General features: G+C 39.7%; 22 protein-coding genes, 1 pseudogene and 2 riboswitches. Of the genes and pseudogenes, 14 read left to right on the top strand and 9 right to left on the bottom strand.

Annotation, left to right across the window (positions count from 1 at the left end; translation table 11 throughout):
- Positions 1–174: 174 nt before the first annotated feature.
- Positions 175–936 carry an AAC(3) family N-acetyltransferase gene (locus ACYSNO_RS06500; RefSeq protein WP_461730253.1) on the bottom strand — a complete coding sequence of 254 codons (762 nt, stop codon included), beginning with the start codon at positions 934–936 and terminating at the stop codon, positions 175–177.
- Between the two features lie 226 nt (positions 937–1,162).
- Here ACYSNO_RS06500 and ACYSNO_RS06505 point away from each other — a divergent pair, with 226 nt between their 5' ends.
- Positions 1,163–2,341, top strand: a complete 1,179-nt coding sequence (locus tag ACYSNO_RS06505) for an MFS transporter (protein WP_461730254.1) — start codon at positions 1,163–1,165, stop codon at positions 2,339–2,341.
- A 165-nt stretch (positions 2,342–2,506) separates the two neighbouring features.
- On the opposite strand, the gene ACYSNO_RS06510 is transcribed toward ACYSNO_RS06505, so the two are convergent.
- A complete protein-coding gene (locus tag ACYSNO_RS06510; RefSeq protein ID WP_461730255.1) occupies positions 2,507–2,869 on the bottom strand; it encodes a hypothetical protein in 363 nt (120 codons plus the stop codon).
- 283 nt (positions 2,870–3,152) lie between these two features.
- On the opposite strand from ACYSNO_RS06510, the gene ACYSNO_RS06515 reads away from it, so the two are divergent.
- Positions 3,153–4,079, top strand: coding sequence for an ABC transporter permease (locus ACYSNO_RS06515; RefSeq protein WP_461730256.1), 927 nt, complete (start codon positions 3,153–3,155; stop codon positions 4,077–4,079).
- A 16-nt stretch (positions 4,080–4,095) separates the two neighbouring features.
- Complete coding sequence (locus ACYSNO_RS06520; protein ID WP_461730257.1) at positions 4,096–4,263, top strand: hypothetical protein; 168 nt, start codon at positions 4,096–4,098, stop codon at positions 4,261–4,263.
- Here the strand turns inward: ACYSNO_RS06520 and ACYSNO_RS06525 are convergent.
- From ACYSNO_RS06525 to arr, 4 genes and pseudogenes are all read right to left on the bottom strand, one after another.
- The gene (locus ACYSNO_RS06525; RefSeq protein WP_461730258.1) at positions 4,220–4,669 is read right to left on the bottom strand and encodes a transposase; all 450 of its coding nucleotides are present in this window, start codon (positions 4,667–4,669) and stop codon (positions 4,220–4,222) included. The genes ACYSNO_RS06520 and ACYSNO_RS06525 overlap by 44 nt on opposite strands.
- A 73-nt stretch (positions 4,670–4,742) precedes the next feature.
- Positions 4,743–5,006, bottom strand: a pseudogene (locus ACYSNO_RS06530) (hypothetical protein); the annotation flags it as partial.
- A 333-nt stretch (positions 5,007–5,339) separates the two neighbouring features.
- A complete protein-coding gene (locus tag ACYSNO_RS06535) occupies positions 5,340–5,477 on the bottom strand; it encodes a hypothetical protein (RefSeq protein ID WP_461730259.1) in 138 nt (45 codons plus the stop codon).
- A 91-nt stretch (positions 5,478–5,568) separates the two neighbouring features.
- Entirely contained in the window at positions 5,569–5,988 is a 420-nt protein-coding gene (gene arr / locus ACYSNO_RS06540) for an NAD(+)--rifampin ADP-ribosyltransferase (RefSeq protein WP_461730260.1), read from the bottom strand.
- A 120-nt stretch (positions 5,989–6,108) separates the two neighbouring features.
- Between arr and ACYSNO_RS06545 the strand changes: the two genes are divergently transcribed.
- Positions 6,109–7,050, top strand: a complete 942-nt coding sequence (locus ACYSNO_RS06545; RefSeq protein ID WP_461730261.1) for a Gfo/Idh/MocA family protein — start codon at positions 6,109–6,111, stop codon at positions 7,048–7,050.
- 48 nt (positions 7,051–7,098) lie between these two features.
- On the opposite strand, the gene ACYSNO_RS06550 is transcribed toward ACYSNO_RS06545, so the two are convergent.
- Both ACYSNO_RS06550 and yaaA read right to left on the bottom strand, forming a co-directional pair.
- Positions 7,099–8,073 (bottom strand): Gfo/Idh/MocA family protein, encoded by a 975-nt coding sequence (locus ACYSNO_RS06550; protein ID WP_461730262.1) that lies wholly within the window; start codon positions 8,071–8,073, stop codon positions 7,099–7,101.
- Positions 8,074–8,191: 118 nt separating this feature from the next.
- The gene (gene yaaA / locus ACYSNO_RS06555; protein WP_461730263.1) at positions 8,192–8,950 is read right to left on the bottom strand and encodes a peroxide stress protein YaaA; all 759 of its coding nucleotides are present in this window, start codon (positions 8,948–8,950) and stop codon (positions 8,192–8,194) included.
- Between the two features lie 228 nt (positions 8,951–9,178).
- Positions 9,179–9,281, top strand: a riboswitch (purine riboswitch).
- Positions 9,282–9,329: 48 nt separating this feature from the next.
- Here yaaA and ACYSNO_RS06560 point away from each other — a divergent pair.
- From ACYSNO_RS06560 to ACYSNO_RS06605, 10 genes are all read left to right on the top strand, one after another.
- Positions 9,330–10,706 (top strand): NCS2 family permease, encoded by a 1,377-nt coding sequence (locus ACYSNO_RS06560; RefSeq protein WP_461730264.1) that lies wholly within the window; start codon positions 9,330–9,332, stop codon positions 10,704–10,706.
- Between the two features lie 88 nt (positions 10,707–10,794).
- Positions 10,795–10,867, top strand: a riboswitch (Fluoride riboswitch).
- 28 nt (positions 10,868–10,895) lie between these two features.
- Entirely contained in the window at positions 10,896–12,107 is a 1,212-nt protein-coding gene (locus ACYSNO_RS06565; RefSeq protein ID WP_461730265.1) for a chloride channel protein, read from the top strand.
- A gap of 103 nt (positions 12,108–12,210) precedes the next feature.
- A complete protein-coding gene (locus tag ACYSNO_RS06570; RefSeq protein ID WP_461730266.1) occupies positions 12,211–12,366 on the top strand; it encodes a hypothetical protein in 156 nt (51 codons plus the stop codon).
- Positions 12,367–12,460: 94 nt separating this feature from the next.
- Entirely contained in the window at positions 12,461–14,029 is a 1,569-nt protein-coding gene (abc-f, locus tag ACYSNO_RS06575) for a ribosomal protection-like ABC-F family protein (protein ID WP_461730267.1), read from the top strand.
- 322 nt (positions 14,030–14,351) lie between these two features.
- A complete protein-coding gene (locus ACYSNO_RS06580) occupies positions 14,352–15,140 on the top strand; it encodes a hydroxymethylpyrimidine/phosphomethylpyrimidine kinase (RefSeq protein WP_461730268.1) in 789 nt (262 codons plus the stop codon).
- Positions 15,137–15,640 carry an ECF transporter S component gene (locus ACYSNO_RS06585; protein WP_461730269.1) on the top strand — a complete coding sequence of 168 codons (504 nt, stop codon included), beginning with the start codon at positions 15,137–15,139 and terminating at the stop codon, positions 15,638–15,640. The genes ACYSNO_RS06580 and ACYSNO_RS06585 overlap by 4 nt, the downstream gene beginning before the upstream one ends.
- Positions 15,640–16,197, top strand: a complete 558-nt coding sequence (locus ACYSNO_RS06590; protein ID WP_461730270.1) for a TIGR01440 family protein — start codon at positions 15,640–15,642, stop codon at positions 16,195–16,197. The genes ACYSNO_RS06585 and ACYSNO_RS06590 overlap by 1 nt, the downstream gene beginning before the upstream one ends.
- 169 nt (positions 16,198–16,366) lie before the next feature.
- Positions 16,367–17,083: a C39 family peptidase gene (locus tag ACYSNO_RS06595; RefSeq protein ID WP_461730271.1), complete on the top strand. Its 717-nt coding sequence runs from the start codon at positions 16,367–16,369 to the stop codon at positions 17,081–17,083.
- Positions 17,084–17,162: 79 nt separating this feature from the next.
- On the top strand, positions 17,163–17,945 hold the full coding sequence (gene yghU / locus ACYSNO_RS06600; RefSeq protein ID WP_461730272.1) for a glutathione-dependent disulfide-bond oxidoreductase: 783 nt from the start codon (positions 17,163–17,165) through the stop codon (positions 17,943–17,945).
- Positions 17,946–18,042: 97 nt separating this feature from the next.
- The gene (locus tag ACYSNO_RS06605) at positions 18,043–18,519 is read left to right on the top strand and encodes a hypothetical protein (protein WP_461730273.1); all 477 of its coding nucleotides are present in this window, start codon (positions 18,043–18,045) and stop codon (positions 18,517–18,519) included.
- A 69-nt stretch (positions 18,520–18,588) separates the two neighbouring features.
- On the opposite strand, the gene ACYSNO_RS06610 is transcribed toward ACYSNO_RS06605, so the two are convergent.
- Positions 18,589–19,842: an L-lactate MFS transporter gene (locus tag ACYSNO_RS06610; protein WP_461730274.1), complete on the bottom strand. Its 1,254-nt coding sequence runs from the start codon at positions 19,840–19,842 to the stop codon at positions 18,589–18,591.
- Positions 19,843–19,910: the final 68 nt, after the last annotated feature.

Below are 19,910 nucleotides of genomic sequence, written 5' to 3' on the forward strand. Positions count from 1 at the left end.
CATCCTTTACGCATTTATTTAACTTAATCTTAGTTTAGCAAGGAAAAACAAAGGAAGTTTTCGCACAATCTATTGAAAAACCTGCAAAACACTTTCTTTTTTCTGACAAATTTCTGACATTTGTAAAAACGACAAAAAATCCCTTACTCAGTGATGCGAGTAAGGGACTCTTGTTTATTCGAGGACTTTGTCATCGACAAAGTACATGATGTCTTCGCGATATTTTAGTAAAGCTTTATCCCAAGTTGGTCGAGCCTTCATTACGCAGGTTGGACCGTTAAGGACATCGCCAATCTTGTAATCCGCTTCCGATAACAAGCCAATGACACGATCATAACGCTGGGCATGTTTTTCAAAATCATGACGTAAAACGTTCATGGTTATTTTTTCTTGATTGGCTAAGGTAATTTCATAATCATAATTCGTTGTAAATAAATAGTCAGGTAAAATCATTTCTTCGACGCCATGAAGGCTCGTATTCCGTTCAAAAGGACAGCCTAATAAAACGATTTTTCCATTGCGGCGATAAACTTCACTTAATGGTGAATTGACGCCAACGGGTGTATGGTCAAAGTGATGGTTACGGGTAATTTCTTCCGCGTCTTTCCCCCAAGCAGCAAGACTATGGGTTGGATGGACACTTCGATAGACATCTTTTGATAAGCGCATTGTCTCGGGTAAGATACCGATACAAACCGGTGTTTCTTCCACATCAAAAAAACGGTGATCAATATCCACATTTTTGTAGCTAAAAGTCGGGATGACTAAAGTCCCTTCTTTAACGGTTTCTTTCAAGGCTTCAATGACGGCTTCTGGCCCCCCCTCAATTTGATCGGTACCTCGTAAACCATTATAAGAAGAATGAACAATAATCAGGTCATCTTCTTTCACACCTAGTTTTCTCAAGTCTGATACAATCTGTTTTGGATCTAACATCGAATTCTCCTTTACAAATAGATTCTCACCCCTTCATCTTAGCGGTGTTTCACAAAAGATGCAATGAAGGAGTCGATTTAAAAGGGGAAAGACTGGAAGGACTTATAGAGAAGTGGTAAATTTAAGAAATTCTGGAATAATTCACCATAAAGCCAGTTTTTTAAACGAGGTTCGCGTATAATGAGAAGAAATTGTTTTCATTAAAAAATCAGAGGGTAGGATAGAAATGGCAACGTTATTCTTAAGTATTATTTATATTACATTTATTAGTTTAGGATTACCCGATTCATTGCTCGGTGTGGGTTGGCCGGAGATGTATGGGGAATTTGGCGTACCACAAAGTTATGCCGGATTTGTCTCGATGACGATTTCTTGTGGAACGATTGCATCCAGTTTCTTTAGTGGGAAATTGATCCGCCGCTACGGTACAGGAAAATTAACGGCAGTGAGCGTGCTTGGAACGGCTTTGGCACTATTAGGATTTTATTTTGCACCAAGTTTCATTTGGATTCTTGGAGCGTCAATTCCCTTAGGGTTAGGTGCTGGAGCAGTGGACGCCGGGCTCAATGATTACGTGGCCCGTCATTATGAAGCGCATCATATGAACTGGCTGCATAGCTTCTGGGGAATCGGTGCCTTAACGAGTCCATTAATTATGGGTCAAGTTTTAGCACAAAATGCTTCTTGGCGTTATGGTTATTTCATCGTTTCCTGTGTGCAATTTGCTTTAGTATTGGTTTTATTTTTAACTTTACCGATGTGGCGGACAAGGGAATCCCGGGTGCTGAAAGCCGAAGTTGAGGTAGTGGCGGAAGAGACGAAATTTATGAAGCTCTTAGGGTTGAAAAAAGTCCGTTACGCCCTCTATGCCTTCTTCTTATATATTGGGGTAGAAGCAACTATGGGCTTATGGTCGAGTAGTTATTTGATTCAAACAAAAGGCATCGAACCTTCAAAAGCAGCGATGGCTGTTTCTGGATTTTTTGGTTTTATTATGTTTGGTCGTTTACTATCAGGCTTTTTATCAATGATGTTGACCAATCGTCAATTGATTCGTTTCGGACAAGTCTTAATTGTATTAGGTGGTTTATTTCTATGGCAAGGTACAAGTTACGGTGTTTTATTACTAGGCATTTGTTTAATTGGTTTTGGTTGTGCGCCAATCTTTCCATCGATGCTACACGAAACCCCGCAACGTTTTGGCCAACAAATCGCCCAACAAATTATGGGCGTACAAATGGCGATGGCCTATACAGGTTCCGTCGTCTTGCCACCAATGTTTGGTTTCTTAGTGCCTAAACTTGGAATGCAAGTTTTACCCTTCTTTATTATTGGTTATGGGTTATTGATGTATCTGACCTCCGAAGGACTGAATCGTTTGTTAGATTTTGAAAAGCGGAAATAAACATCAAGGGGCTGTGACAGATATCGCAGCCCCTTGATGTTTACGAACGTTTGATTGATAAATGGGAAACAAAAGTCTGCTCTTTCGAAGACTTCATGGAACTTGAACAATTATTCAAATTCCCTTCCGGTTTCTCAGAGTAAAACGACTTTTGTCACACCTCTTTTATGTTTCATCTTCTTTGGATCCCTTTTCCCAAATACTTGATTTAAAAACAAATGAAAAAATCGCAAAGAAAGAAATAATGCTCGTCACGGTTACGAAAGAATCGGTATTGAGCGAACCAGCAAGTAGAAAAGTTGGAAATAAGGCAACAAAAAGTTTTTCACAAAAGAGGATTCGCTTACGTGTGAGTGCTTTATCTAAGTTAAATACATTACCGATAAGCCATAAGATGAACGCAGCTAGTAAAAACAATCCAAAAAAGAGCACAATTAGAAACAGTCCCAACAAAAAAAGTTCTTTAAAATCAATTTGTAACATTTCAAGTAAGACCGCTTCATCAGAAATACGATAAATAAAAAGCACAATGACCCTCCTGAGAATAAACAAGGAAAAGGCAACTAAAGCCAGAGAAAAAAGCATATGCTGTAGCGATCGAAGCACGCGATGGATAAATTTCAAGAGACTTACCTCCTTTTTCTTTTTTTCTTCTAGTATATCGTAAAAATCAGAAAAGGTTCGATAAAGTTTGTCCACATTGATGCTACCTATAGTCTGTGTTGTAAAGTATATAATTTGTATCTTCTTATTTTTTTGGATAGTTGTTATAGTGGGATTGTAGGAAGAATCATAGATGAGGGGGGAGAGTATGAAAAAGTTAAAACAAATTTGGAAACAAAAAGCATTACTTTTGTTTGCATTACCGGGGGCAATTTGGCTGGTTACCTTCTTTTATATACCTGTATTAGGAAACGTCGTTGCCTTTAAAGATTTTCGGAATACAGGTACAGGTTTTATTCAAAGTTTAATCGATAGTCCCTGGGTTGGGTTTGAGAACTTCAAATTTTTATTTTCATCATCAAATGCCCATATCATTACAAGGAATACCTTGCTGTATAATGCATCATTTATTGTCTTAAATTTAATTATCGCAGTGGTTTTTGCGATTATTATGAGTGAATTACGTGTGAAAAAAGTGGTCCAAACATATCAAACAGCGATGTTGCTACCACATTTTTTATCATGGGTTATTATCAGTTATTTTGTATACGCTTTCCTAAGCCCAGATAAAGGACTTTTTAATGTCATTATTACAGGCATGGGTGGCGAAGGAATCAACTGGTACAATGAACCCAAATATTGGCCATTTATTTTAATATTTATGGGCGTTTGGAAGCAAATTGGTTATAATAGCATTATTTATTTTGCCTCTGTTATGGGAATTGACCCCACCTATTATGAAGCAGCGATGGTTGAGGGTGCTTCAAAATGGCAACAGATTAAAAATGTTACGCTTCCTCAATTAATTCCTTTAATGTCGGCTTTAACAATTTTAGCAGTGGGAAACATTTTCAGAGCTGATTTTGGTTTGTTTTATCAAGTTCCTAGGAATTCAGGAACATTATATGATGTGACAAGTGTCTTGGATACATATATTTATAATGGATTAATGAATAGTGGCGATATTGGAATGTCTTCAGCGGCAGGCTTGTATCAGTCTGTTGTCGGTTGTCTTTTTGTAATAGGTTCGAACTTGATTGTTCGTCGATTTGATGAAGGAGCGGCATTATTTTAGGAAGGAGGAGTTCAAATTGAAAAAGAAACCAATCGTTCATTCGGTATCAGTAAATGGGATGATGAAAGATCAATTATTACAAGCACTATTTATTACCTTTTTCGTAACAATAGTAGTGTTGTATCCACCTTGGTTTCAAATTATTTTGGGATATAGTTTTTTTCAATTTGATTCTGCCGTCTAGTGTTGTGAATTGCCAGTTTACTTTTTTTCATGTCGCGTTGCGCTTCCGCTGGGGAAAAAAATTTGTACAAGGAGGTAATCGTGTGCGTATTCAAATTATCAGTAACCAGTATAATTTTTTCAGCATACGGATATAAAATATCGGATGTGTGTCGAAGGACTTGAGCAAAATCAAGCGCTGTCCGTTGCTTGGTTACAATCGTTTCTCGTTTACCAGCCAATGCTTCGAAAATCATAAAGATATTAGCCGTTCCGTTGCGTTCATATTCATAATTAAGAAGTTCTAGATGGCGGTCCGTTACAGGAATACGTGTTTCTTTGATCAATTGTTTGCTTGTTTCATCGATACAAACTATTGGAAGCAAAGGATCGTAAGGGCGCTGATAAACGTCCAGCACGTCTTCCATTTTTGCAACAAACTCAGCACCTGATTTCGGAAGGCACCATTCTCTTACGAGCCACGGTTTAATTTCGTTTTTTTCATGACCTCGCACACCGTGGAGTCAGTGATATACTCAACAATTTCCAAACGAACCAACTCATCTGCATGGTCCAATGGTCACGAGCTTCTGGTACTTCCGAACAAACAATTCTACAAAGCTGTGCTTCGACTTCACCGGTAACTTTTCGATGACGATTAGCTTGTTCTTTACGACCCAGTGCTGCTTCTAAACCTTCTGTTATATAGCGTTTTGCAACACTAGCGATTGTGGAGGATGAGGCGCCATAAGCTTGTTTAATCTCTTTATAGGTCCAATTATTTGAATCTCGTCTATCTAATTATAGCAAAATATGAGCATGTCGAATACGATAGTCTTTGCTACCTTTTTAGATTGGCTTTTTCAATTCTTTCTGTTCTTCGTCTGTTAAAGTGACTTTATATCGTGGCATCCTCATCATCCAATCCTTTTTTGATAAGAGTATGTCACAAATTTTATTTCTAAGTGGATGGAACACTAGCTAGGCCGTCAATTCCTCTTCTAAGGTCTGTCTTTCCGCAAACAAGATAGGTCTGTGGGATTTCTGTATAATCAATGATCATCTAAAATCCACTCCTTCATTAAGGTGAAAAAACATTTAACGTTCGATTCCTTGATAAATCTCCATTTCAACTTCTCTATTTTTAACTCTTAGGATAGGACGTTTTTTGTTGATTTTTTGTTGTTCCTCTTTCGATTGAATTGGTAACGAGACAAACTCAATTTTATTGTCCATTGATCAAACCTCCTTGTATACTTTATGAACTTAAGTATAGGGGGAGATTTGAACATTTGATAGATACCTTGTGATTACTCGCTTACAAAGCTTAATCAATAATCTCTGCTTTCCCTTCTTCCTGTATTTTTGCTAAATGATCCAACATTTGTTGAATGACCTCGTCTGGATGTCGTTCCCAAGTGGCTAGTTCGCCAACGATTTTTATCGCTTCAGGGGAACGATAGGAACGTGTAGGATTTCCCGGGAAGCGTTTATCCGTGACATTTGGGTCATTTTCAAAGGAGCCGAGGGGTTCAACTAAATAAATTCGTTCTTTTCCTTCACCTTGTGCCAATTCTGCGCCCCATTTGGCAGCATCTAAGGTAGCGGTAAAATAGATAAAATTTGAAATACGCGCAGCTTCATAATTGGATGGTTGTTTTGTTGTCAGTAAATCACCGAGGGCCAACTGGGCTTTTGTACCGTGAAAGAAAGGTCCTCTGTCTAAGACTTCTGTTTGTTTTTGCATAATAAAACCTCCGATTCATGATGAATGAAAGTCTAGCTTACTATTTTTTGACGAAAAAGCACAGTTTTTAGGTGAAACATGCTATATTTTAAAGATAAAACAATCAAGGGGGACAATGAAATGAAGATTGGCATCATTGGTTACGGGAATATTGCAAAGCGTTTCTTTCAAAGTATTCAGCATACAGATGAGGGAAAGGTGACCGCAATCGCTTCGAAATCCCTTTTCAAGAATAAGGAATTTCAATCGGCCTATCCTCACATCCAGGTGTATGAATCTTACGAGACGCTCTTAACAGAGGGCGACATTGATGGCGTCTATATCGCTTTGCCTCATAAGGATCATAAAGAATGGGCCTTGAAAGCTCTGGATTTAAAAATTCCGGTCCTGTGTGAGAAGCCGGCTGTATTAACGACACTGGATATGGATGAAATTATTCTGTCTGCTCAAAAAAACGAGACCCTCTTTATGGAAGCTTTTAAAACAAAGTTTAATGACGGTTTTATGGCTTTAAAAGAAGACATTCAGCAGTTAGGCGCACTTAAAAAGATAAGTGCTAGTTTCTGTTTTGATGATGTGGAGGCTCGGGATGCGAACTCTTATTTAGTCCAAAAGGATCAAGGCGGTGCTTTAAATGATGTCGGTACTTACTCGATCGGCTTTGTCCTAGCTTTAATTGATGCACCCATCATTCAAATCAAGGCAGATAAGGAATATCTTTTTGACGTGGATGGTTACTTTTCTGCCAACCTGACTTTTGGAAATGGTCTAGAGACTTTTGTCGAAGGGGCCATTGACCGAGAAAAAGAACGCGTGGCTCGTATTATTGGAGAAAAGGGCGAAATCACGATTCCCTTTTTTTATCGGATGGAAACTTACGAACTGCAATTATTAGGACAAGCAAAAATTCAAAAAAATTATCCCGTTGTTGGGGATGAAATGACCTTGGAAATTCAGCATTTTATTGACCACTTCAAAGCAAAGGAAAGTACTTGTGCGACTCATTCTTTAAAGGATACAAGAAAAATTCTTGCGGTGATGGAAGGGATTCGCCAAGGGTAAAAAAAACCGTCTAGCTCGTTGAAAAATCAAGGGCTAGACGGTTTTTGGTTAGGCCTTTCCACTTAAGTAGGCTTGCTCAATAATCCAACTGAGTTCAACAGCTGTATTGATGTCATACTCTTTGACTGCAGGTAAAGAAGGGTCTTTCACTAGGTCAGAGAACACTTCAATTGGATAAGGGTGTTGTGCCAATGTTTTCCCATCAATAATGGTTTTTTCTTTGTACTTTTCATCAAGGTTGGATTGAATCCAAATTGTTTCACCCGAATCAGGCGAACCAAAGACGATAATCGATCCTTGTTGCCCAATCACTTCTAAAAAGTTTTCTCCGACATTCGTCATGAAGGAAGTATACGCCGTTCCGATGGCTTTGTTTTCAAATTCAATCACCGTCGTGGAGTTGTCTTCAATACCTTTATCGCCGAACTGAGTCATTGTAGCTTTGACACTCTTTGGTTTGCCGCATAAGTAAGGTAACATGGCTAAACCATGACAACCTAAGTCAAGGGTTGCCCCACCACCAGATTGGGTTTGGTCATACCAATAAGCAGGTAACCAGTCATTTAAGACCCCACTATGCGCACGACGGAAATAGACAGAAACCACTTCGCCAATGGTACCGGCATCAATTTGTTCTTTGGCAAAACGGTAACTACCAGAAATCAATGATTCCAGAGAAAGGACGAAGCGACAATCACTTGCATCTAGGGCTGCTTTGATTTCTAAGGCATCTTTTTCATTTGTTGTGAGCGGTTTATCGACAAAAATATGTTTGCCGTGAGCAATCGCAGCCAAAATCAATTCTTTATGCATGGTCGTTGGTGCTTCAATGACCACCGCTTCGACTGCAGGGTCTGCTAAGACTTTCTCTAAGTCGGCTTCATAAGGGGCGCCATATTTTTCTGCTGCTTTTTTTCCTCTTTCTTCGATCGCGTCCCACACGTATAAACATTGATCTTGTGGAATTTTACTTAAAAAACCTTCTGTATGGACATGCCAGTCCGTTAATAATGCATATTTCAAATTCGTCACCCTTTTTTTCATTAATATTGAAATCACTTACAGTATAGAGTCCATTGGAAAGGAAAACAATGGAGTAAATTAAGGTTTCGTGATGGAAATAAAAAACTTCCCAGAAAAACTAGGAAGTCCCATCTTTGATATTCAAAAAGGTTAGCTTGCTCTTGGTCGATAATTCTTTTGAAAAAAGATAATCCGGATGGTCAAAGCCTTTAATGCCATCGATTGTTTGGATTTGGTTTTCTGCCATAAAACGTACCATTTCCCCCCGGGCCATCTTAGCCAAGGTCGCTTTGACTTTTGGTTTTCCATTCACGAGACTGACAAAAGCAATCTCGATGAATTCGTCTGTTGGTTTTAAATAGGGCGTGAGGGTTTTAGTGTACTCCTTAGAAGCTAAATTGATAATCGGTCCTTGATCGAAGTCCAAGGCATTATAAATTTTTTGTCCCCAAAAATCATAGAGGTTTTTTTCATCCGCAACAGAAAGAGGGGCTTGCATTTCTAAACGGTAAGGTACGATGCCATCAAAGGGGCGTAAGACACCATAAAAACCAGATAAAATTCGTAAATGCTTTTGAATATAATTTAATGCTTCTTCTGTAAATAGGTCTGGTGCCATGTACTGATACTGTAGGCCTTTGTAGCTAGCGATGCTCGGAGTCGTCCCTTTGTTAAAGTCAATCGACTGCAAGCGTTCATAGTTTTCTAAAGCGAGTTTGTCACTACAATTCCATAGCTTTTGTGCCTCATCCAAAGGTAGTTTTCTTAATTCTTTTAAAATTTGTTTCGTTTCAGTTAGAAAAACCGGCTGACTCTCTGGCAGAAAATGATCCAGTTCGGTTTTCATTTGTTTTGTCGGAGAAATAATCATTTTCATTGCGTCTTGAATCCTTTCTATCAAAAAAATCCTCTTTCTAGTTTAACATGAAAGAGGAAAAAGAGGGATCCGATTTTTTCTCTTCGTTACTTTTTGATAGGTGGGAAGAGCAGGGAATTTACTTATTTAGCCTGATATTATGAAAAAAACCATTAATAAATTAACTTTTAATCAAAATGTAACCAATTTCGTTCGTGTTTCGCATTGATTCTTTTGTTAAATCCTGTTATGATATCGGAGGAAGAAAACCATATAATTCTGGTAATAAGGTCCAGAAGTTTCTACAAGTTACCCAATAAAGTAACTTACTATGGCAAGGACAACTTTGGTTCCCCTGTCATTGTGTGGCTTTTTTCTCACAAAAGGAGGAAAAATAGAAATGAAAGAAAAAATTGATCAGTATTTTGGTATTACGAAATCAGGATCGACCTACAAACGCGAATTCACGGGAGGATTAACGGCATTCCTCGCAATGTCTTATGTCATTTTCGTCAATCCAATTATTTTAGGCCAAGCAGGCATGCCGCAAGATGCGGTCTTTATGTCAACCATTCTATCATCGGCAATTTCGATGTTAATCATGGGGCTATGGGCGAGATTTCCACTTGGCTTAGCGCCATGTATGTCAATGAATGCCTTTTTTGCTTATTCTGTTGTTTTACAAATGGGAAAAACTTGGCAAGAAGCCTTAGCCGCTGTTTTAGTGGCGTCTATTTTATTTTTAATTTTAGCTTTTTCAGGTGTACGCTCAAAAATTATCCAAGCGATTCCGATTTCTGTGAAACAAGCAGGAACAGTTGGTTTAGGGATTTTTATTGCTTTTGTAAGTTTTAAAAATTCAGGAATCATTGTGCCAGATGAAGGGATGTTTATTACTTTCGGCGGTTTTGATAATCCGAATGTAATCATTGCATTCTTTGGATTATTGACAGCAGCCTTTTTCTTAGTACGTAAAAATCAATATGCTGTTTTCTTAGGCATGATTGGTGCGGCACTTTGTGGCTTGTTCATTCGTCTAGGCGTTTCAATGGAATGGTTCACATTAAGCGAGAGCGTGGTCGCTTCCTTGCCTCAACTGCCAGCAGGTTCGCCAATTGTCTTTCCAACGGTTCCAATGAAGGCGATGCTGGACCAAACCTTTTTGGTTGCCTTTCAAAATTTACCTCAAATGCTTTCACTTGATTCGATTGTCATTATTTTAACCTTTTTATTCTTAGATTTCTTTGGTACTGCAACAACTCTTGCGGCAGCAGCCACTCAAGTTTCAGATATTAAGAGTGAAAAATTTGAAGATAACACCCGGATTTATAGCGCGGACGCGATTGGTACATTCTTTGGTTCGATTTTTGGTACATCTAGTTTATCTACGTATATTGAGTCTGTTTCAGGAATTATTGCAGGTGCGCGAACCGGCCTAATGAGTGTCATTGTTGCGGTGTTATTCTTGTTGTCTGCTTTCTTTTACCCATTATTATCTTTAGTGACTGCCGCAGTAACAACACCGGCAATGATTGTTATTGGGATTTTCATGATGCAAAACATTACGAAAATCGATTGGGATGGGGGATTCGAAGAAATCATTCCAGCTTTCCTAACCATTGTCATGATGCCATTAACAGGTTCTATTGCCTTAGGTTTAGTTCTCGGATTTTTATCTTATGAAATTTGCATGATTTTTGCCAAACGTACAAAAGAAATCGCTCCTGTGATGCATGTTATTACCATTATTTCAATCGCGTATCTATTTACCATCTAAGCCTCGGTTTATTTAAGCCTGATAGAAAAAAAATTTGTTTCGACGCAATGCTCCTTGACAGGAAAAAGAAGATGGAACATAATAAAAAAGAAGATACGGGAATGAATGTCTCCCACAGTTTTGAACTGAAACCGCAAATTGCTAATGACTTCTACCACGATTGACGTGTGTAGGAGTCATTATTTTTTTATGAAAATTGCGAAAGGAATGAAAAAAATGAATGGAAAGAATGGGAAACTACTTTTTTTAAGTGTGATTGTTGGTGGTGTTGTTGGTAGTTTAGATACGATTTTTGGTAGGGTGTTACTTGCGTTCAGTCATTTTCGAGAAAGTCACTTTTTGTCGCTGATTTGGTTTCTCCCAGTGATCGGTGCCCTTTTCACTTACTTTTTAGATAAATATGGAAAGAATAGCCAAGGGGGGATGGGTCTGTTTTTTTTAGTAGGCGAAGAAGAGGAACAGACGATTCCTTTACGAATGATTCCATTTGTGGTGATAGGCACGTGGCTGACGCACTTATTTGGTGGGAGTGCCGGACGAGAAGGCGTGGCGGTGCAATTAGGTGGGACGGTCGCTCATAGAATGGGACGTCTATTACGATTACAAGAAATGGGAAATACGTTCGTTGTAATCGGAATGGCTGCGGGATTCGCCGGTCTTTTTCAAACACCGATTGCGGCTACTTTCTTTGCCTTAGAAGTTTTGGTTGTTGGTAAACTCAAGTATGAAGCACTCGTTCCAGCCTTACTCGCTGCGTTTATTGCGAGCCAAACTTCTAGTTTTCTTGGGTTAGAAAAATTTTCGTTCCCATTGGCAACTTCCATCGATTTGAATGGCCTCTTATTTATCAAACTCGTTCTTCTAGGTTTGATTTTTGGTTGGTGCGGGGGTTTCTTTGCGCACGTATTAGAAACAAGTAAAACGTGGTTAAAGGAGAAAATAAGTGCTCCTGTTTTGCGGATTTTTTTGGGAGGGATCGTACTCGTTGCTCTTTTGACCCTCTTTTATCAAGGTCGATACGCAGGGTTAGGAACGAATTTGATTGACTCAGCTTTTTCAGGTGACAAGATGTATGCCTATGACTGGTTACTCAAAATGTTTCTGACTATCCTAACGATTAGTGTTGGTTTTTTAGGGGGAGAAGTCACGCCTTTGTTTGCGATCGGTGCTTCTTTAGGTGTAGTATGCGCGCCGCTTTTCGGCTTGCCAGTAGCGTTTGTCGCGGCCTTAGGTTATGCGAGTGTTTTTGGTAGTGCAACAAGTACCTTTATCGCTCCCATTATGATTGGCTGTGAAGTTTTCGGCTTTCAGTATTTGCCTTTCTTTTTTATCGTCAATGCCTTCTCATACTATGCGAGTCAAGGGAAAAGTATTTACTCCTTGCAAAAAAGCGAACGATGAAAAATGAAGGCAGGCAGTTCGTGCAAACGTTATTGTGTTAAGGAAAATGATTTGCTATACTAAAAAGGAAGTACAAGTAGAGGAAAAAGGGGGGAATGATTCAATGGTGTGCCTGACTAAAATAACAACAACTGAAGATTACCAACGTTATCATATCAGCTTTAGTCACGCGATTGGTTTTACAATGGCTACTCAAGGGAGAAGTATGTCCAAAAATAGTCGAATTGTAAAAAAATCAATGACCATTCCATTCATTTAACCTTATTTGTAGTACTTTTACAAAAAGATAAAATAACAAGGTCATGGATTTTTCCATGGCCTTTTTGCGTGGTCCAAATTAAAGGAGAAATATCATGCAGATTCAAATCAATAAAATAAAGAAAAATTTTGGTGGGATACCACTTTTTGAAGAATTAAGCTTTGCCATTCATCCTCAAGATAAAATTGGCCTGATTGGTCAAAACGGGACAGGAAAAACGACGTTACTTCGGATTCTATTAGGAATGGAAGGGGTCGATGACGGAACGGTCAGTAAGAAAAAAGGACTGAAGATTGGTTGGGTTCCTCAAAAATTATCCAATGATGAAACTTTGGTTTTTGATTATATTTGTCAAAGTTTTATCGACATTCAAAAGATAAAAGAACAACTAAGAAAATATGAAGAACAAATGACTCTACCAGAGAGTGATTTGGAACGAATCATGACCCTTTATGGCAACTTACAGCAAACCTTTGAAGACCAAGGGGGCTATGCACTCGAGGACCGTGTCATGAGTACCTTAAAAGGACTAGGGATTGGCGAAAAATACCAATCATCTCTGAATCAACTGAGTGGTGGCGAACGTGTCCGAGTCGAGTTAGCCAAAGTCTTAGTCCAAGACAGTGATCTGTTATTACTCGATGAACCGACCAATCACCTTGATTTAGCCGGTATTCAGTGGCTAGAAAATTATTTGAAAATGACAAAAAAAGCCTTTGTCGTGATTTCCCATGATCGTGCTTTTCTAGACGAAGTCACAAAAAGAACGGTTGAGTTAGAAGACGGCCAAGTCCATGAGTACCCAGGAAATTACAGCCGTTACGTGACCTTAAAAAAAGAACAGCAAGAGTCTTTACGTAAGAATTATGAATTGCAACAAAGGGAAATCAAGCGACTCCAATTAATGATTCGGCGTTATCGCCAATGGGCTCATGAAGGGGACAACGATGCGTTCTTTAAAAAAGCCAAGGAAATTGAGCGTCGTTTAGAAAAAATTACCTTAGTGAAACCGCCCATTGAACCAAAAAAACGATTGAAAAAAATCAATCAAGGAACTCGAGCTGGAAAAGAAATCCTTTTAGCGAAAGAAATTGGCAAAATTGTGGGAGATAAAATCTTGTATTCCGAGAGTTCTTTTGCCATCTATCGAGAAGAACGGGTGGTGATTCTAGGGGACAACGGTTCAGGGAAAACGACTTTATTGAAACTTATCTTAGGTGAAACGGACTTAGACGAAGGGACATTAACGCTTGGAGCAAGCACAAAGATTGGCTATCTACCACAAAAATTAACCTTTGACTCACCGGATGCACGAATTCTTGCTTATACCAAAAGCTTTGTTCCGGATGAACAAAAAGCCCGTCAAGCTTTAGCTCAAGCGGGATTTTATAGCGCAGATGTAGCCAAGCGTATCAAAGATTTATCTGGCGGCGAACAGGTCCGTCTGTATTTGATGAAACTCTTACAAAAAGAAATGAATTTTCTTATTTTAGATGAACCAACCAATCATTTGGATATTTATGTTCGAGAAGAAATCGAAGAACTGCTCGCGCAATTTACGGGAACCCTTCTTGCAGTTTCTCATGACCGTTACTTCTTACAAAAAAACTTTAACCAAGCGCTAGTGATTGAAGAAGGGCGGATTGATAAGCAAGAATTTTGATTCGCTCACGAAACAAAGTAGGCGTAACAGAAGTCGGTTCACTCTGAGAAACTGGAAGGAAATTCGAACAACTGCCTTTTTTAATTGCTCGAATTTCGCGAAATTTTCGAAAGAATTGACCTTTCTTTCTCTTTATCCATCAAACATGCGTAAAATACAAAGGGAGCGGTGTCACCTGTCACCGCTCCCTTGTTGCGCATTTTTCTAAGTTTTGTCGCTTCAATCGCTTCTTTTTCAAAAGTGGATGGGTCAAAAACTAGCCAATTGGCTGTTCTCATTTTCCTTTTGTCTGCGTATAATGTGTAAAAAAGGATGTGAACGCATGGTACTTCAAACATTAACCATCGGTGGTTCCGATACTTGGGGTGGTGGAGGCATTCAAACAGACCTTCGAACCTTTGAAAACTTAGATGTTTTTGGACTAACCGTTTTAACCTGTTTGGCGGTAGAAGAAGGGGATAGTTTTGTGATTCGCAGCTTACCCGTAGACTTAGTAGCCGAACAACTTCAAACGATTGAAAATAATTTTGAACTCAATGGCGTGAAAATAGGATTATTATCTGATCTTGCAATCATTGATCTCGTTTTAGGTTTTTGTCAAAGAAACCATGGCAAGTTTCCAATTATTTTAGACCCTGTCATGGCTTTTAAAGAAACAAAAGAAGAACTGCAACAAACCTATATACAAAAAATCAAAGTGTTCTTTCCCTACGTCGATTTAATTACCCCTAACCGACGAGAAGCTCAATTACTGTCTGGCATGGAGGAAATTGAAACGACGGAAGAGCTCAATCAAGCAACGAAAATCATTGCCAAAGATTCAGACGTCGGTGTGGTGATTACTGGCGGTTCAAAAAGTGGCGTCGATACCTATCGAAAAGGAGAAGGGACCTATCAATTTACAGGTCCCTTGTCTCAATCCACCACCGATCATGGAGCGGGTTGTTCTTTTTCATCGGCGATTTGTGCACACTTAGCCCATGGGTTTTCGATGATGGAAAGTATTGAACGTAGTAAAAAATATGTGTATGCAGCCATTGAAAATGGCGTAGCCGTTGGAGATTCGGGTAACGTTTGGCGACCCAAAAAAGAAGGGAGTTTGATTCAATGAAATTACAAAAACAACTTGTACGTATCGCGATGTTAACTGCTCTAACGGTAGCTGTCTCACTCATGTTTCTTTTTCCTGTGCCTGGAACAAATGGTTTCGTCACGTTGGCGGAAGCGGGCATTTACTCCGCCGCTTACTTGTTAGGACCGATTGGTGGTTTTTGGGTCGGAGCTTTGAGTGGTGGGCTGATTGACTTATTCTCTGGTTACCCTCAGTGGATTTTGGCTTCGGTAATTATTCATGGGGCTCAAGGTTTCATTACCGGTTATTTTTTCCAAAAGAAATCGAGAGTGCTCCATGGTCTAGGGCTTGTCCTAGGTAGTTTACTAATGGTTGCAGGCTACGGTCTTGCGACAGGATTGATGTATACGTGGCCAGCAGGGGTTGCTTCCATTTTTGGCAATGTGGTACAAAATATTTTTGGCGTCGCTTTGACGGTTTTATTAATGGCGTCGATTCGTAAAATCAATCTACCTATAATGAAAGAAGGACATCGCTAATGGAAAAAGAACAATTTATCGCTGATTTATCACAAATGGTGGAAGAGGTTTTAGCAGAAGCGCAACTGCATCAAGGAGATACCTTTGTTTTAGGTTGTAGCACCAGTGAAATTAGTGGTGGGAAAATCGGAAAGAATCCAAGTCAAGAAATTGGCGAGTGGGTCATTCAAACAATCAAAGGCATTCTTGATCCAAAAGGCATTCATCTAGCTGTTCAAGGCTGTGAGCATTTGAACCGTGCTTTAGTTGTTGAAAGAACCGTGGCTCGTCAAAACAATTGGGAAATTGTAGAAGTCCGCCCGAGTTTAACGGCAGGAGGAGCTTGTTCCGTGGCGGCTTTTAAGTATTTTGAAGATCCCGTGGAAGTGGAACATCTTGTTGCCCAAGCAGGTATTGATATTGGTGATACAGCCATTGGCATGCACGTCAAACACGTACAGGTGCCGGTACGACCAAGCAACAAAACGCTCGGTTCTGCTCATGTGACCGCCTTACGCTCAAGACCAAAGTATGTCGGAGGACCAAGAGCGAGTTATGAAACGACCAATGAAATCTAGCTGAGAATCATTTGTTAGTAATCAATGATTTTCCTCGAAAAGGACGATGCCATTTCTTCGTCCTTTTTTTGCTGCTTTACTCCTTAAACAATTGTATCATTTGATATTTTTTTCAAAGAGAATTATCATGAAATGAGTAGAAAATAAGTGGAAATTGGAGTCTGGTTGAATGAAAAAATGGCAAAAATGGCTAAGTGTTTTTTTGATAGGTTTCAGTATTCTTCTCCTCGTTTTATTGAATAAAGAGCCCGAAATCCGCTCAGATGAGGCAATTCACTCCGCCTTACTTGATGTGCCTCTCGAAAATCAAAATGAAGGAATCGCTTTAGGGAATGGCTGTGAGGTCACAGCACTGTCCATGTTATTAAGGTATTATGGCTATGAAACCAATAAGAATCAATTGGCAGAGATGTTAGACTATGTGCCTGTTTTTATTGATTCAAAAACGCATGGTGATCCGCACGATGGTTTTGTCGGCGATATTACAGGTGGACTTGATGCCATGGGTGTCGCGGTGGAACCAATTGCACGAGTCGCTGAAGCGGTTGTTGCGGACCAATATCAAGTCATCAGTCAAGAGCAGACCTTTTCAGACCTTGAATCACTCATTGAACAGGGCATTCCGATTTGGACAGTTGTGACCGTTGATTTTCAAGTCCCAACGATGGATGATTTTATGGTTTGGCAAACGCAAAACGGGTTTATCGAAGTAACTCCTTTGTGTCATGCCGCAGTGATTACAGGAATGGACGAAGCGTTTATCTACGTCAATGATCCCTATGGTGAAACAAACCGACCCGTACCCAAGGAGGATTTCCAGTCGATTTATGAGCAACTAGGAAGCCAGTCACTTTATTTACAGGAACACGTGACACAAATTTCATAGTTGGTTCTTGTTTTTTCGCAATCGAAATTCTTGTTTTAGCTAAGAAAATTCCATATACTAAAGGGAAGGAGGCGATTTTATGTCAGATTACAAAATCCCTAACGTTTGGCAATGGGAGCCGACGGAAAATAGTGCGTTTGGCAATCAACCAATAGCTGGGAGTCGTTTTGAACAAACATTACCTGTAGGAAAGAACCCCTTGCAAGTGTATTCATTAGGTACGCCGAATGGGATCAAAGTAGCCATTTTACTAGAGGAACTAGAGGAGGAAGGAATCGCAGGAGCGGCCTTTGATTTATATAAAATTGATATTTCTAAAGGGGATCAATTTGGTAGCGATTTCGTTAAGATCAATCCAAATTCCAAAATTCCTGCCCTTGTCGATTACTCCGTAGCACCCCCTGTCCGTGTGTTTGAATCCGCGTCGATCTTACTCTATTTGGCTGAAAAATATCAACGTTTTCTTCCTACGAACTTGGCAGAAAAGACAGAAATGATGAATTGGCTTTTTTGGCAAACGGGTGCAGCACCTTTTGTGGGTGGTGGTTTTGGACATTTTTATCACTATGCTCCTTTTGCACAAGAATATCCAATTGATCGTTACACAATGGAAACAAAGCGTCAACTCGATTTACTCAATCGACACTTGGCGGATCAGACCTATATTTTAGGTGATGATTATACGATTGCGGATATGGTGATTTGGCCGTGGTATGGTCGCTTAGTCCAAGGAGAGTTGTATGGCGATGCGGCCACTTTTTTAGAGGTGGCATCTTATCCTAATGTCATTGCTTGGGCGAAACGGATTGCTGCAAGACCTGCAGTCCAACGTGCATTAACTATCGAATATCAGGCCATTTAGCCTTAGTCTTTTCAAGTCAAAATCAATCATGCAAATTCAAACATATGGTAAAATAAAAGCCTATTATTTGCCATTACTTATTTTGGGAGGTTATGACTTGAAAAAGAAATCGTTTGTAGGCATGTTGGCATTATCACTGATTTTATTAGGTGCCTGTACTAAGAATCCATCCGAAGCACCGGTTGAGCAAAGCCAGGCATCAACGCAAATCAGTGAAGCGATGGTTAGTGAACCCGAAGAATCAGAAGAAATGCCCGCTTTAGAAAAAAAACAATCAGCCATTGACCAAGAGCAGTTTTTGTTAGACAATGTTTGGGATCTTACGGAACAAACAACTGGTGGCGCAGAGAGCAATGAATTTACGATTGGCTTTGTGACGGACGCGACGTATGAAGAGGCAAAAAGTTATTACCAAGAATTAGTCAAAGCGTTAGCAGTGGAAGGAATAACCGAAATCGGCAACGACTCAGAAGAATCATGGTCACTCATTGGGACCTACGACGGTGGCATGACACTCCAAATTACCATTGGGCCCCAAGAAGATAACCAGTACATTATGATTTTAAGCTATTAAAAATAAAAAGCATGTCCGCTTTTCTTTTAAAAGAAAAGTAGGCATGCTTTTTTGAAGCTTCAAAATTTGTTAGGCTGCTTGTTTTGCAATCTCTCGCCGGATAGCAAAAGAAAGAAACAAAGCAAGTGTTGATATTCCAGCGAAAACAAGCATAGCTGTCGCATAGTTTCCTGAAATTTTCGTAATCGTTGACAGTAAAACCGGACCGGCTAATCCTGCTAACGCCCAGGCAGTTAGCACGTAACCATGAATGGATGCAACGACTTTATCTCCAAAGATATCGGCAATGTAAATTGGCATCGTTGAGAAACCACCACCATAACATGTCATCAACAAACAAATTAAAACCACAAATGCGATGGGCGAACTCGTAAAGTATAAGATGACGAGTGCAATGACATCTAGTACAAAGAAGGCGGTAAAGGCATTTGGACGACCGATATAATCAGAAATCGTTGCCCAAAAGAAACGGCCACCCCCATTAAAGATCCCCATAATGGCAACCATGGTAGCTGCTGCAGTGGCAGACATCCCCGTTGAAATCTCCGCTAAAGGTGCAGCAGCAGAAATTAAAGCGATTCCACATGTGATGTTAATAAATAACATGAACCAAAGCATCCAAAATCGTTTCGTTTTTAAGGCTTCGTTGGCTGTAAGCTGGGAACCGGCAAATGCTTTCGTTGCTTTTTCTTCTTTTTTTGGTGTATAACCGTCAGGTAACCAACCAACAGGCGGCTTTTCCATATATTGTGAAGCGCAAAAAATGATTACAAAGTAGGCTGCACCTAAAAGGTAAAAAGTTTGACTCAATCCAACAGTCAGCATTAGAGCTTTTGCAATCGGGGTCGTAATGAGCGTGGCAAAACCAAAGCCCATAATCGCCATTCCAGTTGCAAGACCTGGTCGATCTGGAAACCATGCCATCATGGTTGAGACAGGTGTCACATAACCCGTTCCCAGTCCGATACCGCCAATGACACCATAACTAAGATAGAGCATCGGCAACGATTCGATACTTAGTGCGAACCCAGTTAAGGCAATCCCCAAACCAAAGAAAATAGACGAAATCGTTCCCGTTAATCGTGGTCCGTGCTTGTCAGTTAAGTGTCCCATAAAGGCTGCGGAAAATCCTAAGCCGAAAATAGCCAAGCTAAAGGCAAATGAAATTTGACTAGCTGACCAATGGGGGATTTGTTTTTGAATCGGGTTGGTGAAAATACTCCAAGCATACGCTGAACCAATCGATAGATGAATGCAAATCCCTGAAAGGGCAATCAGCCATCTATTTTTTAGTTTCACACTTTTCGCTGAAGCGTGTTCCATAAAAATTCTCTCCTTTATTAATTAAATTATTTCATTCAACCGCCTTAGTATACCTCAAATTGTCAAGA

The sequence above is a fragment of the Enterococcus sp. LJL98 genome (assembly GCF_054871745.1).